The sequence below is a fragment of the Rhodococcus sp. Z13 genome, from assembly GCF_025837095.1.
Taxonomy (GTDB): domain Bacteria; phylum Actinomycetota; class Actinomycetes; order Mycobacteriales; family Mycobacteriaceae; genus Rhodococcus; species Rhodococcus sacchari.
The window spans coordinates 1,606,280-1,621,464 of sequence record NZ_CP107551.1; the positions used below are offsets into that span (position 1 = coordinate 1,606,280).

At 67.6% G+C, this 15,185-nt stretch carries 16 protein-coding genes; 15 read left to right on the plus strand and 1 reads right to left on the minus strand.

The genetic code is table 11. From position 1 onward, the window contains the following. Positions 1 to 147: 147 nt before the first annotated feature. The 3 genes from rho (at position 148) to prfA (ending at position 3,679) form a co-directional block, all read left to right on the plus strand. The gene (rho, locus tag OED52_RS07335) at positions 148 to 2,109 is read left to right on the plus strand and encodes a transcription termination factor Rho (RefSeq protein ID WP_413247727.1); all 1,962 of its coding nucleotides are present in this window, start codon (positions 148 to 150) and stop codon (positions 2,107 to 2,109) included. A 122-nt stretch (positions 2,110 to 2,231) separates the two neighbouring features. Then, complete coding sequence (gene rpmE, locus OED52_RS07340) at positions 2,232 to 2,465, plus strand: 50S ribosomal protein L31 (protein WP_264153999.1); 234 nt, start codon at positions 2,232 to 2,234, stop codon at positions 2,463 to 2,465. 134 nt (positions 2,466 to 2,599) lie between these two features. After that, entirely contained in the window at positions 2,600 to 3,679 is a 1,080-nt protein-coding gene (gene prfA / locus OED52_RS07345; protein ID WP_264154000.1) for a peptide chain release factor 1, read from the plus strand. A 33-nt stretch (positions 3,680 to 3,712) separates the two neighbouring features. Here the strand turns inward: prfA and OED52_RS07350 are convergent, their stop codons facing one another. Then, positions 3,713 to 4,180, minus strand: a complete 468-nt coding sequence (locus tag OED52_RS07350) for a hypothetical protein (RefSeq protein ID WP_264154001.1) — start codon at positions 4,178 to 4,180, stop codon at positions 3,713 to 3,715. A gap of 193 nt (positions 4,181 to 4,373) precedes the next feature. On the opposite strand from OED52_RS07350, the gene prmC reads away from it, so the two are divergent. The 12 genes from prmC (at position 4,374) to OED52_RS07410 (ending at position 15,171) form a co-directional block, all read left to right on the plus strand. Continuing rightward, a complete protein-coding gene (prmC, locus tag OED52_RS07355; RefSeq protein WP_264154002.1) occupies positions 4,374 to 5,273 on the plus strand; it encodes a peptide chain release factor N(5)-glutamine methyltransferase in 900 nt (299 codons plus the stop codon). Between the two features lie 98 nt (positions 5,274 to 5,371). Beyond that, entirely contained in the window at positions 5,372 to 6,034 is a 663-nt protein-coding gene (locus OED52_RS07360) for an L-threonylcarbamoyladenylate synthase (RefSeq protein WP_264154003.1), read from the plus strand. Between the two features lie 19 nt (positions 6,035 to 6,053). Continuing rightward, a complete protein-coding gene (locus OED52_RS07365; RefSeq protein WP_264154004.1) occupies positions 6,054 to 7,271 on the plus strand; it encodes a glycosyltransferase family 4 protein in 1,218 nt (405 codons plus the stop codon). A gap of 11 nt (positions 7,272 to 7,282) precedes the next feature. After that, a complete protein-coding gene (locus OED52_RS07370; RefSeq protein WP_264154005.1) occupies positions 7,283 to 7,762 on the plus strand; it encodes a hypothetical protein in 480 nt (159 codons plus the stop codon). Positions 7,763 to 8,171: 409 nt separating this feature from the next. Then, positions 8,172 to 8,870 carry a F0F1 ATP synthase subunit A gene (gene atpB / locus OED52_RS07375; protein WP_264154612.1) on the plus strand — a complete coding sequence of 233 codons (699 nt, stop codon included), beginning with the start codon at positions 8,172 to 8,174 and terminating at the stop codon, positions 8,868 to 8,870. A gap of 91 nt (positions 8,871 to 8,961) precedes the next feature. Further along, entirely contained in the window at positions 8,962 to 9,210 is a 249-nt protein-coding gene (locus OED52_RS07380; protein ID WP_006552591.1) for an ATP synthase F0 subunit C, read from the plus strand. A 13-nt stretch (positions 9,211 to 9,223) separates the two neighbouring features. Then, positions 9,224 to 9,784 (plus strand): F0F1 ATP synthase subunit B, encoded by a 561-nt coding sequence (locus tag OED52_RS07385; protein WP_264154006.1) that lies wholly within the window; start codon positions 9,224 to 9,226, stop codon positions 9,782 to 9,784. 5 nt (positions 9,785 to 9,789) lie between these two features. Beyond that, positions 9,790 to 10,605 (plus strand): F0F1 ATP synthase subunit delta, encoded by an 816-nt coding sequence (locus OED52_RS07390; protein WP_264154007.1) that lies wholly within the window; start codon positions 9,790 to 9,792, stop codon positions 10,603 to 10,605. Positions 10,606 to 10,665: 60 nt separating this feature from the next. Further along, positions 10,666 to 12,309, plus strand: coding sequence for a F0F1 ATP synthase subunit alpha (gene atpA / locus OED52_RS07395; protein WP_264154008.1), 1,644 nt, complete (start codon positions 10,666 to 10,668; stop codon positions 12,307 to 12,309). Positions 12,310 to 12,357: 48 nt separating this feature from the next. Then, entirely contained in the window at positions 12,358 to 13,341 is a 984-nt protein-coding gene (locus tag OED52_RS07400) for a F0F1 ATP synthase subunit gamma (RefSeq protein ID WP_264154009.1), read from the plus strand. Positions 13,342 to 13,347: 6 nt separating this feature from the next. Continuing rightward, entirely contained in the window at positions 13,348 to 14,796 is a 1,449-nt protein-coding gene (atpD, locus tag OED52_RS07405; RefSeq protein ID WP_264154010.1) for a F0F1 ATP synthase subunit beta, read from the plus strand. 6 nt (positions 14,797 to 14,802) lie between these two features. After that, positions 14,803 to 15,171, plus strand: a complete 369-nt coding sequence (locus OED52_RS07410; RefSeq protein WP_264154011.1) for a F0F1 ATP synthase subunit epsilon — start codon at positions 14,803 to 14,805, stop codon at positions 15,169 to 15,171. Positions 15,172 to 15,185: the final 14 nt, after the last annotated feature.

Here is a 15,185-nt window from a genome sequence, read left to right on the forward strand (position 1 = left end):
CACCTACCGGATATCGGTGTGGTGGCGGACGTGCCGACCGTTCGTTTTCCCTGAACTCGTACGGCAAATCCCAGCTCAGTGCACGAACTGATCTGCGGGACGAACCCTCGACTGCGCATGGAGCGAGCGAGGGAAGGAAGGATCTCCGTGACAGATACGGACCTGATCGCTACACCTGCTCTCGACATTCCCGAGGCTGCCGGTACCCGGACCACCCGTGGCCGGCGCGGCACCGGCCTGTCGGGCATGGTGCTGGCCGAGTTGCGTGCCCTCGCCGCCGAACTCGGCATCAAGGGCACCTCCGGGATGCGCAAGGGCGATCTCATCGCTGCGATCAAGGAACGGCAGGGAGGCGGCTCCGATGCCGCGCCTGCCGCGCAGCCCGCAGCCGCCGAGACGGCTGCACCCACGAAGAACGACGAGGAGCCGGCCGCGCGTCCCGCTCGTGGTCGCCGTGCCCGGAACGCCGAGGCCGCCGCCCCCGAGGCCGCTTCCGCCGAGGCGAATCCCGCCGTCGTCGAGAACGGTTCGTCGGATGCGCCCGCCGAGCAGCCCTCCGGTGAGAACGAGTCCGAGGGTGGCCGCCGCGGCCGCGGCCGCCGCGGTCGTCGGAACGCCGACCAGGGCGAGCAAGGCCAGCAGGCCGAGACCACCGAGTCCGCGGGTGAGGCCCGTCAGGACCGCGACAAGGGCCAGGAGCGCAACGCGGGTGAGGGCGGCCAGTCCCGCCGCGACCGCAATCAGGGCGACCGCAACCAGGGTGACCGCAACCAGAACGAGCGCGGCCAGGACGGTGGCGAGCGTGACGGCGGCCAGGGCCCCCGGGGCGGCCAGGACAACCGTGGCGGAGACGACGAGGAAGGCGGCCGCGGTCGCCGGGGCCGTCGCTTCCGCGAGCGTCGCCGCGGACGCGACCGCGGCGAGAGCGGTTCGGACTCGCGCGAACCCGAGATCCGCGAGGACGACGTCCTGCAGCCGGTCGCCGGCATCCTCGACGTGCTCGACAACTACGCGTTCGTCCGCACCTCCGGCTACCTCGCCGGCCCGAACGACGTGTACGTGTCGATGAACATGGTGCGCAAGAACGGTCTGCGCCGCGGCGACGCCATCACCGGCGCCGTGCGGGTGCCCCGCGAGGGCGAGCAGGGCAACCAGCGCCAGAAGTTCAACCCGCTGGTGCGCCTCGACACCGTCAACGGCCGCGACGTCGAGTCGGCCAAGCGCCGGCCCGAGTTCAACAAGCTCACCCCGCTGTACCCGAACCAGCGCCTGCGCCTCGAGACGCAGCCGAACATCCTCACCACGCGTGTGATCGACCTGGTCATGCCGATCGGCAAGGGCCAGCGCGCGCTGATCGTGTCGCCGCCGAAGGCCGGTAAGACCACCGTCCTGCAGGACATCGCCAACGCGATCGCCGTCAACAACCCCGAGTGCTACCTGATGGTCGTGCTCGTCGACGAGCGCCCCGAAGAGGTCACCGACATGCAGCGTTCGGTGAAGGGCGAGGTCATCGCCTCCACCTTCGACCGGCCGCCGTCGGACCACACCTCGGTCGCCGAGCTCGCCATCGAGCGGGCGAAGCGTCTCGTCGAGATGGGCCAGGACGTCGTCGTGCTGCTCGACTCGATCACCCGTCTCGGCCGCGCGTACAACAACTCGTCGCCGGCCTCCGGCCGCATCCTGTCCGGTGGTGTCGACTCGACCGCGCTGTACCCGCCCAAGCGGTTCCTCGGCGCCGCCCGCAACATCGAGAACGGCGGCTCGCTCACGATCATCGCCACCGCGATGGTCGAGACGGGTTCGACCGGCGACACCGTCATCTTCGAGGAGTTCAAGGGCACCGGTAACGCCGAGCTCAAGCTCGACCGGAAGATCGCCGAGCGCCGGGTGTTCCCGGCGGTCGACGTGAACCCGTCCGGTACCCGCAAGGACGAGCTGCTCATGAGCCCCGACGAGTTCGCGGTGGTGCACAAGCTCCGCCGGGTGCTGTCCGGTCTCGACTCGCAGCAGGCGATCGATCTGCTCATCGATCGGCTCAAGAAGAGCAAGACGAACATCGAGTTCCTCATGCAGGTCGCCAAGACCGCACCGGGGGCACTCGAGGACTGACGTCGGTGCCCCGGGGAATTTCTTCCCGGGGCCCTTCGTTTGGCATAATCGACAGGCTCAGTCCGGCTCCGGTTCACGTCATCGATCCGCGAAGGCGACCCGGCGGCCATGAAAGGGACACCATGAAGTCAGGAATCCACCCCAACTACGTGCCGACGACCGTCGTCTGCGGTTGCGGCAACACGTTCGAGACGCGTAGCACGAAGGAGTCGGGACGGATCACCGTCGAAGTCTGCTCCAACTGCCACCCGTTCTACACCGGCAAGCAGAAGATCCTCGACACCGGTGGACGTGTCGCACGCTTCGAGGCTCGCTACGGCAAGCGCACGCCGAAGAAGGCCGCTGCCGACAGCTAGCTGCCACGCCGACGCCCGGTTCTGCCCTCGTGCAGGCCGGGCGTCGGCATTTTCGCGTGCAGGGGTGTCCCCGCGGGTACCCGAGGCGCACGCATCCCGGCACCCACAGGAACCAACGAGAGCGGAGCACACCCATGGCGGGGCAGACCAAGCCGTCGGCCATCGACGACATCCTGGCCGAGTACGCGGGTCTGGAACAGCAACTGTCCGATCCGTCGCTGCACGACGATCCGGCCGCGGCACGCAGGGTCGGCAAACGCTTCGCCGAGCTCGCTCCCGTCATGTCGACCTACAACGCGCTGAAGCAGGCCCGGGAGGACCTCGAGGCCGCGCGCGAACTCGCCGCCGACGACTCGTCGTTCGCCTCCGAGGTCACCGATCTCGAGGAGAAGGTCGCCGAGCTCGACCTCACGCTCACCGATCTGCTCGCCCCCCGCGACCCGCACGACAGCGAGGACGTCGTGCTCGAGGTCAAGTCGGGGGAGGGCGGCGAGGAATCCGCGCTGTTCGCCGCGGATCTCGCCCGCATGTACACCCGCTACGCCGAGCGTGCCGGCTGGCGCGTCGAGGTGCTCGACGCCAACTACTCCGATCTGGGCGGCTACAAGGACGTCACCCTCTCGATCAAGGCGAAGACCGATGTGCGCGACGGCGTGTGGTCGCGGCTGAAGTTCGAGGGCGGTGTCCACCGCGTACAGCGCGTGCCCGTCACCGAATCGCAGGGCCGCATCCACACCTCCGCCGCCGGTGTCTACGTCTACCCCGAACCCGACGAGGTCGAGGAAGTGCAGATCGACGAGGGAGACCTGCGCATCGACGTGTACCGGTCGTCGGGCAAGGGTGGTCAGGGCGTCAACACCACCGACTCCGCCGTCCGCATCACCCACCTGCCCACCGGCATCGTGGTGACCTGCCAGAACGAGCGGTCGCAGCTGCAGAACAAGGCCCGCGCCATGCAGGTCCTCGCTGCGCGCCTGCAGGCCGCCGCCGAGGAGGCCGCGGATGCCGAGGCCTCGGCCGAGCGGGCCAGCCAGGTGCGCACTGTCGACCGCTCCGAGCGCATCCGCACCTACAACTTCCCGGAGAACCGCATCACCGATCACCGCATCGGGTTCAAGGCCCACAACCTCGACGCGGTGCTCGACGGTGAACTCGACGCTCTGCTCGACGCGCTCGGTGCCGCCGACCGCGAGGCCCGGCTCGCCGCGGAGTAACCGGCCACGAGCCGGACCGTGTGACGGTTCCGACTAGGTCACGGTCGGCGCGGGAGCGATCGCGACCCCCGGTACCTGGGTGATATCCACGCCCGGCAGCAGGAAGCAGGTCTCGCCGTCGCTGTTGCGGTGATCGCCCCATACGACGCTCACCACGAGACCTTCGCCGGTCCGGAGCACCACGGCGGGCTCCTCGAGGTCGTCCGCCTCCGGGTCCGTGTCGGGCAGCACAGCGGCACCCGAGGTCATCGTCTGCAGGTTGAGCCAGTTCACCTGCCCCAGTCCGGCGCCCTCGTCCTCGATCTCGAACTCGATCTCCCCCACCTCCAGATCGTTCTCCTGGGTGAGTGTCTCGGTGTCCGCGGACCCGATCCCGGCGGGACAGCCGATGGGGGTGGGCTGGATGTCGATGGGTTCGGCGCTCGCGAGGGCGGGCGCCGCGAACGCGGTGGCGCCCGCGGCCGCGAGGACGGTGATACTGCGAACGGTTCGTGTCTTCATGAGCAATCCCTTTCTGTCGACGAAACCGACCGTGGGGTATCGGTCTTCCCGGATTGCCCTCGCAGGAGCGGTTCAATCGCGCTTCACACGGAACGTCCGGTACGTGCAGATCACGCGGATGGTCCGTTCCGGGTGCTTTGTGGGGGATCGACCTCGGCTCGGGGGGCCTTCGACGCCGTGGCAGGCTGTACGCGTGAGCCGTCAACCTCTGCGCCTGGCCATTCTCGAAGCGGCATCCGTACTCGAAGAAGCGGGTGTGGCGAGCCCGCGAGTCGACGCCGAGCTGCTCGCCGCCCACCTCCTCGGAGTCGACCGGGGCAGGCTCGGCCTCGTCCCGCTCGTCGATCCCGCGACGATCGACGCCTACCGTGCGATGGTCGCGCAGCGTGCCGAGCGGATCCCGCTGCAGTACATCACCGGCACCTCGCCGATGGGGGAGATCGACCTCGCCGTCGGGCCCGGTGTGTTCGTGCCCCGCCCCGAGACCGAACTGATCCTGGCGTGGGCGCTGGCCTTCCTCGAGCGGCACGGCCGCCCCAACCCGGTGGTCCTGGACCTGTGCACGGGGTCCGGTGCGCTGGCCCTCGCGATCGCGCACGCCCGTCCCGACGCCGTCGTCCACGCCGTCGAACTCGAAGCGAAGGCACTCGCCTGGGCGCGCCGCAACGCCGAGGCCCGGGCCGCCGAGGGGGACACCCCGATCCACCTGCACCAGGGCGATGTGACCGACCGGACCCTGCTCACCAAGCTCGAGGGCACCGTCGACGTGATCGTCGCGAACCCGCCCTACATCCCCGAGGGCGCCGAACTCGAACCCGAGGTCATCGAGCACGACCCGCACTCGGCACTGTTCGGCGGACCCGACGGGCTCTCCGTCATCCGGCCGATGGTCACCAACATCGCACGCTGGCTGCGTATCGGGGGAGCGGTCGCCGTCGAGCACGACGACACCAACGGCATGCTCGTGGCGGAACTGTTCGAACAGCGCCGCGTGTTCGGCGACGTCGTGCAGCACCCCGACCTGGCCGGCAAGTTGCGTTTCGTCACCGCCCACCGCGTTCCCACCGAGGTGGAGGCGAACCGCCGCAAGTAGGTACGGTCTGCGATCGGTACTCGTGACCCGGCGGACACCGATTCCGTCGAGACGGGGGCCGTCGTCGATCACACCGGCCGGAGTGGAAGGATGAGTGCGTGAGCACCGTGTACGACTGCAACCAGCAAGCTTCGCGCGCCGCCGGCCTGAACGCGGCGCGCGGCGCGCTCAAGGCCGGACGGCTCGTCGTCGTCCCCACCGACACGGTGTACGGCATCGCCGCCGATGCATTCGACTCGTCGGCCGTGGACGCGCTGCTGAAGGCGAAGGGCCGCGGCCGCGACATGCCGGTCCCGGTGCTCGTGGGCTCCTGGACCACCATCGACGGCCTCGTCACCTCCGTGCGCCCCGAGGCGCGGGAACTGATCCGCGCCTTCTGGCCGGGCGGCCTGAGCGTGGTGGTGCACCAGGCGCCGTCGCTGGCCTGGGACCTGGGGGACACCCGCGGCACGGTCATGCTGCGCATGCCGCTGCATCCGGTCATCCTCGAACTGCTCCGCGAGGTCGGGCCGCTCGCCGTGTCGAGCGCCAACGTCTCCGGGCAGCCACCCGCCACGAACGTCACCGAGGCCCGCGACCAGCTCGGCGCATCGGTGAGCGTCTACCTGGACGGCGGGCCTGCCGACCACGGTGTCGCCTCGACGATCGTCGACCTCACCGGTGACCGGCCGCGCATCCTCCGCGAAGGTGCCGTCTCGGCGGAGGAGATCGCAGAGGTCCTCGGCGACGACCCCGAACGCCTGCGTTCCGGCGTGGAGTAGCGGCGGAGGAACGGAGCACGTGACTGCAGCCGACACCACCGCCGTACTGCTGGCCCAATCCGGACGCGGCGCCGGTGTGCCGATCAGGGAACTGCTTCTCGTTCTGCTGACCTCCGCGGTCGTGACCTTCCTGGCGACGGGAGTGGTGCGGATCGTCGCGGTGAAGTTCGGTGCCGTCGCCGTGCCACGCGACCGCGACGTGCACGTGAAGCCGACACCCAGGATGGGTGGCGTCGGCATGTACATCGGCCTCGTCGCGGGCATCCTCTTCGCGCAACAACTACCCGCTCTGACCAGGGGATTCGAATACACACCCGACATGGGGGCCGCGCTCGTCGCGGCGTCGGTCATCGTGGTCGTGGGCATCGTCGACGACCGCTGGGGACTCGACGCGCTCACCAAGTTCGTCGGCCAGGTCACCGCGGCGGGCGTGCTCGTCGTCATGGGCGTGAGCTGGATCGTCGTGTACGACCCGTTCAGCGCCTCCACCCTCGTGCTCGACCAGCTGCAGGGCGGTCTGATCACCGTCGGTGTCGCCGCGGTGATGATCAACGCGATGAACTTCGTCGACGGTCTCGACGGTCTCGCCGCCGGTCTCGGCCTGATCGCCGCCCTCGCGATCTGCGCGTTCTCCGTCGGCCTGCTGCTCGACCAGGGTGGCGACGTCTCCGCCTATCCGCCGGCGCTCATGGCTGCCGCCCTCGCGGGAGCCTGCCTCGGTTTCCTGCCGCACAACTTCCAGCCGGCGAAGATCTTCATGGGCGACTCCGGCTCGATGCTCATCGGCCTGATGCTCGCCGCGATCTCGACCAGCGCCTCGGGGCTCATCCCGTTGAGCGCTTACGGTTCCCGCGACCTGCTGGGTCTGCTCTCGCCGCTGATCCTGGTCGGCGCCGTGATGTTCATCCCGATCCTCGACCTGCTGCTGGCGATCGTCCGCCGGACCCGCGCCGGCGTGAGCCCCTTCAGCCCCGACAAGATGCACCTGCACCACCGGTTGCTGCAGATCGGGCACTCGCACCGTCGCGTCGTGCTGCTGCTGTACCTGTGGGTCGGCATCCTCGCCTTCGGCGCCGTCGGATCGTCCCTGCTCGACCGCCGTGCCGTCGTGCTCATCCTCGCCGGTGGCCTGGTGTTCGCCCTCGTGGTGACGGCCGTGCCGTCGCTGCGCCATCAGGACGACGAGCGGGAGAGCGAGGAGCCGAGGTCGCGGAAGCGTTTCCGGTGGGTCCGTTAGGCTCGGATACCGTGACGAACCCGGACCGCCCCGAGCACGACCAGCCGCTGCCCGCGATGCCCGATCCGACGGCGCCGATGCGCACAGCCGTCCGATACGGGGTGTTCGGCCTGATCGCCCTGGCCGTGGTGTCGTCGGTGATCTCCGTGATCGTCGCCGGGACCCCCGGACTGTGGGGAGCGCTGATCGGTGCTGCGGTCGGCGGCGGATTCATCCTCTTCACCGCGCTCGGTGTGCTGCTCACGTCGAAGATGCCCGCGATGACCGCCGGCGCGGTTCTGCTCGGTACGTGGCTGCTGAAACTGATCCTGGCCATCGTCGTCATGGGCTCGCTCGACTCGATGGACTTCTACAGCCGCAACGCCCTCGTCCTCACCATCGTTTTCGCCCTGGTCATCGTGCTGGGAGCGGAGACCTACGGGGTGCTGTCGACACGCGCCCTGTACATCGACGCGCAGTCCTCGGACGGCGCCGAGAACGACGAACGGTAGTAGCCCCGAAAGTCGATAACCCCCCACGTAGGAACCCACCTACGCGCTGTCGTAGAGCAGTTGGTAGGGTGAGTCCTGCGAGAGTAACGCTGCAGGCACAAGGTCCCGACCCCGCACGCAGTTGTGACTTCGTAGGCGGTCGTGGTCAAATGACCGCCGAGTCGACGAGAGTCGCCGACACCGGCAGGAAGCGGAACCGTATCCACGGTTCGGACCACTGGCGAATACGCGAGCCGACCTGGTCGACTTCTGGATCGTCAATGTCCGATCGAACCGCAGACGGCATGCCTGCGGCCGACTACGGGAGAGAGCGCTGAGCGTCACCACCTTGGCAGCCGGAGAATTCCACGCGCCGTCACTAGCTGATTTTTTCCCACCGGCAGTTCTGTTCGAAGGCACCCCCTTCGAGCTGGACCGGCTGATGATCATCCGCGTCGCCGTCGCCCTGATCGTCGCGCTGTTCTTCTTCTTCGCGCTGCGGAGTCCGAAGCTCATCCCGCGAGGCGTGCAGAACGTCGCGGAGATCATGATCGACTTCGTTCGCATCCAGATCGCCGAGGACATCCTCGGTAAGGAACAGGGCCGCCGGTTCCTCCCGGTGATCGCCACCATCTTCTTCCTGGTGGCCGGTCTGAACCTGACGTCGGTCATTCCGTTCCTCAACATCTCCTCGAACGCACGTATCGGTATGCCGATCGTGCTCGCGGCCCTCGCCTACATCGTCTTCAACTACGTGGGCATCAAGAAGTACGGCTTCTTCCGCTACGTCAAGAGCAGCATCGTCATTCCGAACCTGCCGCCGGCTCTCCACATCCTGGTGATCCCGATCGAGTTCGTCTCGACCTTCATCCTGCGGCCGTTCACGCTGACCATCCGTCTCATGGCCAACATGCTGGCCGGTCACATCATGCTCGTGCTGTTCTTCAGCGCCACCCAGTTCTTCTTCTTCGATTCCGACGGCTTCATGAAGGTGTTCGGCATCGGATCTCTCATCGGCGGGATCGCGTTCACCTTCTTCGAGCTTCTGGTGATCGTCCTGCAGGCCTACATCTTCGCGCTGCTGACCGCGGTGTACATCGACCTGGCCCTGCACGCCGAAGAGCACTAGCTCGCCCGAACGGCACGACCTACATCTACACAAGGACTGACTCGGTTGCCGACTCCCGGGGCCGAGCCACAAGAAAGGGAATGGAACACCAATGAGCGTTGCGCTTCAGGCAGCAGACGTCCTCGCCCAGGAGACCACGATCTCGGGCGCCGGCGCCATCGGCTACGGCCTCGCCGCCATCGGCCCCGGCATCGGCATCGGCATCGTCGTCGGTAAGGCGATCGAGGGCATGGCTCGTCAGCCCGAGATGGCCGGCCAGCTGCGCACCACGATGTTCCTCGGTATCGCATTCACCGAGGCCCTCGCGCTGATCGGCATCGTCGCCGGCTTCATCTTCTGATTCGACGACCACCATGGCTGACAGCATCCTGATTCTCGCGTCGGAGGCGGAGGACCAGAATCCTCTCCTCCCCGCGACATACGACATCGTCTGGTCGCTGGTCGCCCTGATCCTCGTCGGATTCGTCTTCTGGAAGTTCGTGCTTCCGATGTTCCAGAAGGTGCTCGACGAGCGTTCGGAGCTGATCGAAGGCGGCATCAAGAAGGCAGAGGAAGCTCAGGCGGAGGCTGCGGCCGCGCTCGAGCAGTACCGGGCGCAGCTCGCCGAAGCCCGCACCGAGGCGGCGCAGATCCGCGAAGAGGCCCGTGCACAGGGCCAGCAGATCATCGCCGACATGAAGGCGCAGGCCCAGGAGGAGAGCGACCGGATCGTTGCTGCCGGCCACTCCCAGCTGCAGGCCCAGCGCCAGCAGATCGTGGCCGAGCTCCGTAGCGATCTCGGACGTAGCGCTGTCGACCTCGCCGAGAAGATCCTCGGTGAGTCGCTGGCGGACGACGTGAAGCGTGCCGGCTCGATCGATCGGTTCCTCGACGAACTCGACTCCCTCAGCGCTGACTCTGCATCCGGAAAGTGAGCACCATGTACGCAGCAAGCCGTGAGGCACTCGTCCATACGCGTTCCGCGTTGCAGTCCGCCCTGGGCTCGGGTGCCGCGACTGCCGCTGCGGCTCAGGCAGGCTCCGAACTGTTCTCGGTGGTCGAGGCGCTCGACTCTCAGCGCACCCTTCGGACCGCGCTGGCCGACGCCTCGGCCCCGGCCGCTGTTCGGGAGACCCTCGCCGAGCAGGTCTTCGGCGGCAAGGTTTCGCCTCAGACCCTCGCGACCGTGAAGGCAGCGGTGAGCCAGGACTGGTCGGCGCAGGCCGACCTGACCGACTCGCTCGTCCAGCTCGGACGCGAGGCGCTGCTGAAGGCGGCAGCGGACCAGGATCAGCTCGACACCGTCGAGGACGAACTGTTCCGTCTCGGCCGTATCGTGGCCGGAAACCCCGAGCTCGAGCAGGCGCTCTCGGATCGCGGCACCGCGGCTTCGGCCAAGCGTGATCTGCTGACCCGTCTGCTGTACGGCAAGGTGACCGCAGTCACCGAGGCGCTGGCGGTCCACGCGGTCGGTCGGTTGAAGCAGGCTCCGGCCGAGACGTTCGACGAACTGTCGGCGCTCGCCGCCACCCAGCGGGATCGTGCCGTCGCGCACGTCCGCAGTGCGGCGCCTCTGAATGCGCAGCAGGAGGAGCGGCTCACCGCGACCCTGTCGCGCGTCTACGGGAAGCCTGTGACGGTGCACGTCGAGGTCGATCCCGAGCTTCTCAGTGGATTGGTCGTCCGGGTGGGCGACGAGGTCATCGACGGTAGTGCCGCGGGTCGCCTCGCTGCAGTGCGCAAGAGCCTCACGTAGTCCACTACCGAACACACACATAGATCTTTTCGAAGACCAGATACCGAGAGCAGGAAGAACATGGCGGAGCTGACGATCTCCTCCGACGAGATCCGTAGCGCGATTGACAACTACACCGCGAGCTACTCCCCGGAGGCCTCCCGCGAGGAGGTCGGCGTGGTCGTCGACACCAGTGACGGCATTGCGCACATCAGCGGTCTGCCGTCGGCGATGGCCAACGAGCTGCTGGAGTTCCCGGGCGGCGTTCTCGGCGTGGCCCTCAACCTCGAGGCCACCGAGATCGGCGCCGTTATCCTGGGCGACTTCCAGACCATCCAGGAGGGCCAGGAGGTCAAGCGGACCGGCGACGTTCTGTCGGTGCCGGTGAGCGACAACTTCCTCGGCCGCGTCGTGAACCCCCTCGGCCAGCCGATCGACGGCCTCGGCGACATCGAAGCCGACGAGACCCGCGCCCTCGAGCTGCAGGCCGCCACCGTGCTGCAGCGCCAGCCGGTCGAGGAGCCCCTCCAGACGGGCATCAAGGCCATCGACGCGATGACCCCGATCGGCCGCGGTCAGCGCCAGCTCGTGATCGGCGACCGCAAGACGGGTAAGACCGCGGTCTGCATCGACGCGATCCTGAACCAGAAGGCCAACTGGGAGACCGGCGACCCGAAGCAGCAGGTCCGCTGCATCTACGTCGCGATCGGTCAGAAGGGCTCGACCATCGCGGGCGTCAAGAAGGCCCTCGAGGACCACGGCGCGATGGAGTACACCACCATCGTCGCGGCTCCGGCCTCCGACTCCGCCGGCTTCAAGTGGCTCGCCCCCTACACCGGCTCGGCCCTCGGCCAGCACTGGATGTACCAGGGCAAGCACGTCCTGATCGTGTTCGACGACCTGACCAAGCAGGCCGAGGCCTACCGCGCCATCTCGCTGCTGCTGCGTCGTCCGCCGGGCCGCGAGGCATACCCCGGCGACGTGTTCTACCTGCACTCGCGTCTGCTGGAGCGCTCCGCCAAGCTCTCCGACGAGCTCGGTGGCGGCTCGCTGACCGCTCTGCCGATCATCGAGACCAAGGCGAACGACGTGTCGGCCTACATCCCGACCAACGTCATCTCCATCACCGACGGCCAGGTCTTCCTCGAGTCCGACCTGTTCAACAAGGGCGTCCGCCCCGCCATCAACGTCGGTATCTCGGTCTCCCGAGTCGGTGGTGCCGCCCAGACCAAGGGCATGAAGAAGGTCTCCGGTTCGCTGCGTCTGGAGCTCGCGCAGTTCCGTGAGCTCGAGGGCTTCGCCGCCTTCGCGTCCGACCTCGACGCCGCCTCGAAGGCCCAGCTCGAGCGCGGCCAGCGTCTCGTCGAGCTGCTGAAGCAGGACCAGTACTCGCCGATTGCGGTCGAGGACCAGATCGTGTCGATCTTCCTCGCCGGTGAAGGTGTCTTCGACTCCGTTCCCGTCGAGGACGTGCGCCGCTTCGAGGCCGAGCTGCTCGAGGATCTGCACCGCAACGCCGCAGGCGTCTACGAGCAGATCGCCGGCGGCAAGGCGCTGTCCGACGAGTCGATCGAGGCTCTGCACGCTGCGACCGCCAAGTTCAAGGAGGGCTTCATCGCCTCCGACGGCAGCCGCGTCGTGAACGAGGCCGAGGCGGCTCCGCTCGACGCCGACGAGGTCGCGCAGGAGCAGGTCTCCGTCAAGCGCACCACCGTTCGCAAGTGAGCGGGGAATCCATGACCCAGCGTCCAGTGAAGGGAGTGTGATCGACGAATGGCGAGTTTGCGCGAGCTGCGCTCACGGATCAAGTCGGTCAACTCGACCAAGAAGATCACCAAGGCGCAGGAACTGATCGCGACGTCGCGGATCACGAAGGCCCAGGCCCGAGTGGCAGCGTCCAAGCCGTACGCCGAGGAGATCACCAAGGTGCTCTCCGAGCTGGCGAGCGCGTCGGCCTCGTTGGATCACCCCCTGCTCAACGAGCGTGAGAACCCCAAGCGTGCCGCCATCCTGGTCGTGACCAGCGACCGCGGTATGGCCGGCGGGTACAACTCCAACGTCCTCAAGGAAGCCGAGGAGCTGCGACAGCTCCTCGTCAGCGAGGGCAAGGAGCCCGTGCTCTACGTGATGGGCGGCAAGGGCCTCGGCTACTACACCTTCCGTGAGCGGAAGGTGGCCGGTGCCTGGACGGGATTCTCCCAGGATCCCCGGTACACGGACGCCGCGAAGGCGAGCCGTCACCTGGTCGAGCTGTTCATGGCGGGTTCGGGCGCCGAGGTGCCCGCCCCCAACGGTGAAGGCACCGTGGAGGGCGTCGACGAGTTGCACATCGTCTACACCCGCTTCGTGTCGATGCTGACGCAGACCCCCGAGGTCCGCCGGATGGCTCCGCTCGAGGTGAACATCACCGAGGAGGAGATCGACCTCGGTGAGGACATGCTCACCGACGGGCACCGGGCCACGGGCAACGAGGGGCCGCAGCCGGTGTACAACTTCGAGCCGGAGGCCGGAACTCTGCTCGAGGCTCTCCTGCCGAAGTACATCAGCACCCGTATCTACGCGGCGCTGCTGGAAGCGGCGGCCTCCGAGTCGGCAGCGCGTCGTACCGCCATGAAGGCCGCGACGGACAATGCCACGGAACTGGTGAACACCCTCAGCCGTCAGGCGAACCAGGCCCGCCAGGCCCAGATCACCCAGGAAATCAGCGAGATCGTCGGCGGTGCCGGTGCGCTCGCCTCGAGTGCAGGAAGTGACTGAACCACAATGACCGCAGCAGTAACCGACAACAACGCCGGTGCGGCGTCGGCCCTTGCCGGGCGCGTCGTCCGCGTCATCGGCGCCGTCGTCGACGTGGAGTTCCCGCGTGGCGCCGTGCCCGAGCTGTTCAACGCCCTGCACGCAGAGGTCACTCTGCCGTCCGTGGCGAAGACCCTGACCCTCGAGGTCGCGCAGCACCTTGGTGACAACCTGGTCCGCACGATCTCGATGCAGCCGACCGACGGCCTGGTCCGCGGCGCCGCTGTCGTCGACACCGGTCGCCCGATCTCGGTTCCCGTCGGTGACGTCGTCAAGGGCCACGTGTTCAACGCCCTCGGCGACTGCCTCGACGCTCCGGGCACCGGTCGCGACGGCGAGCAGTGGGGCATCCACCGCAAGCCGCCGGCCTTCGACCAGCTCGAGGGCAAGACCGAGATCCTCGAGACCGGCATCAAGGTCATCGACCTGCTGACCCCGTACGTCAAGGGCGGCAAGATCGGTCTGTTCGGTGGCGCCGGTGTCGGCAAGACCGTTCTGATCCAGGAGATGATCACCCGTATCGCGCGTGAGTTCTCCGGTACGTCGGTGTTCGCCGGCGTCGGTGAGCGCACCCGTGAGGGCACCGACCTGAAGCTGGAGATGGAGGAGATGGGCGTCCTCCAGGACACCGCCCTCGTCTTCGGCCAGATGGACGAGCCGCCGGGCACCCGTATGCGCGTCGCCCTGTCCGCTCTGACGATGGCGGAGTACTTCCGCGACGTCCAGGGCCAGGACGTGCTCCTGTTCATCGACAACATCTTCCGCTTCACGCAGGCCGGTTCCGAGGTCTCGACCCTTCTCGGTCGTATGCCTTCGGCCGTGGGTTACCAGCCCACCCTGGCGGACGAGATGGGTGAGCTCCAGGAGCGCATCACCTCGACGCGCGGTAAGTCGATCACCTCGCTGCAGGCGATCTACGTCCCCGCCGACGACTACACCGACCCGGCGCCGGCGACCACCTTCGCCCACCTCGATGCGACCACCGAGCTCTCGCGTCCGATCTCCCAGATGGGTATCTACCCCGCTGTGGACCCGCTGACGTCGACCTCGCGAATCCTCGAGCCGGGCATCGTCGGTGCGGATCACTTCCGCGTCGCGAACGAGGTCAAGCGGATCCTGCAGAAGTACAAGGAGCTGCAGGACATCATCGCCATCCTCGGTATGGACGAGCTCTCGGAAGAGGACAAGGTCACGGTCGCCCGTGCCCGTCGTCTCCAGAAGTTCCTCGGCCAGAACTTCATCGTCGCCGAGAAGTTCACGGGTCAGCCGGGCTCGGTCGTGCCGCTGCGCGACACCATCGAGGCCTTCGACCGCGTGTGCAAGGGCGAGTTCGACCACCTGCCCGAGCAGGCGTTCAACAGCTGCGGTGGACTCGACGACGTCGAGGCCGCAGCCAAGAAGATCGCCGGAAAGTAGGCCATCGTGGCTGAGATGAGCGTGGACATCGTTGCCGTCGAGGAACGCGTGTGGTCCGGAACGGCGACTCTCGTCACCGCCCAGACCACCGAGGGCGAGATCGGCATCATGCCCGGTCACGAGCCCGTGCTCGGCCAGCTCGTCGAGGGCGGCGTCGTGTCCGTGAAGACCACCGACGGTGAGCGGATCGTCATGGCAGTCCATGGCGGTTTCCTCTCGGTGACCTCGTCGACCGTCAGGGTGCTCGCCGAGGCCGCCGACCGCGTGGAGGACATCGACGTCGAGGCAGCCAAGTCGACTCTCGCCGAGGGAAGCGCGGACGAGTCGGAGATCGCAGCGGCCCGTGGCCGCCTGCGGGCTGTCGAACGAGCCTGATCGTCGAACAACGA

Bases quoted from the DNA above. Each gene is read 5' to 3' on its own strand.
- OED52_RS07380 (WP_006552591.1), top strand. From the start codon at position 8,962: ATGAGCGTTGCGCTTCAGGCAGCAGACGTCCTCGCCCAGGAGACCACG.
- atpA (WP_264154008.1), top strand. From the start codon at position 10,666: ATGGCGGAGCTGACGATCTCCTCCGACGAGATCCGTAGCGCGATTGAC.
- OED52_RS07385 (WP_264154006.1), top strand. From the start codon at position 9,224: ATGGCTGACAGCATCCTGATTCTCGCGTCGGAGGCGGAGGACCAGAAT.
- atpD (WP_264154010.1), top strand. From the start codon at position 13,348: ATGACCGCAGCAGTAACCGACAACAACGCCGGTGCGGCGTCGGCCCTT.
- OED52_RS07350 (WP_264154001.1), bottom strand. From the start codon at position 4,180: ATGAAGACACGAACCGTTCGCAGTATCACCGTCCTCGCGGCCGCGGGC.
- rpmE (WP_264153999.1), top strand. From the start codon at position 2,232: ATGAAGTCAGGAATCCACCCCAACTACGTGCCGACGACCGTCGTCTGC.
- prfA (WP_264154000.1), top strand. From the start codon at position 2,600: ATGGCGGGGCAGACCAAGCCGTCGGCCATCGACGACATCCTGGCCGAG.
- OED52_RS07400 (WP_264154009.1), top strand. From the start codon at position 12,358: ATGGCGAGTTTGCGCGAGCTGCGCTCACGGATCAAGTCGGTCAACTCG.
- OED52_RS07390 (WP_264154007.1), top strand. From the start codon at position 9,790: ATGTACGCAGCAAGCCGTGAGGCACTCGTCCATACGCGTTCCGCGTTG.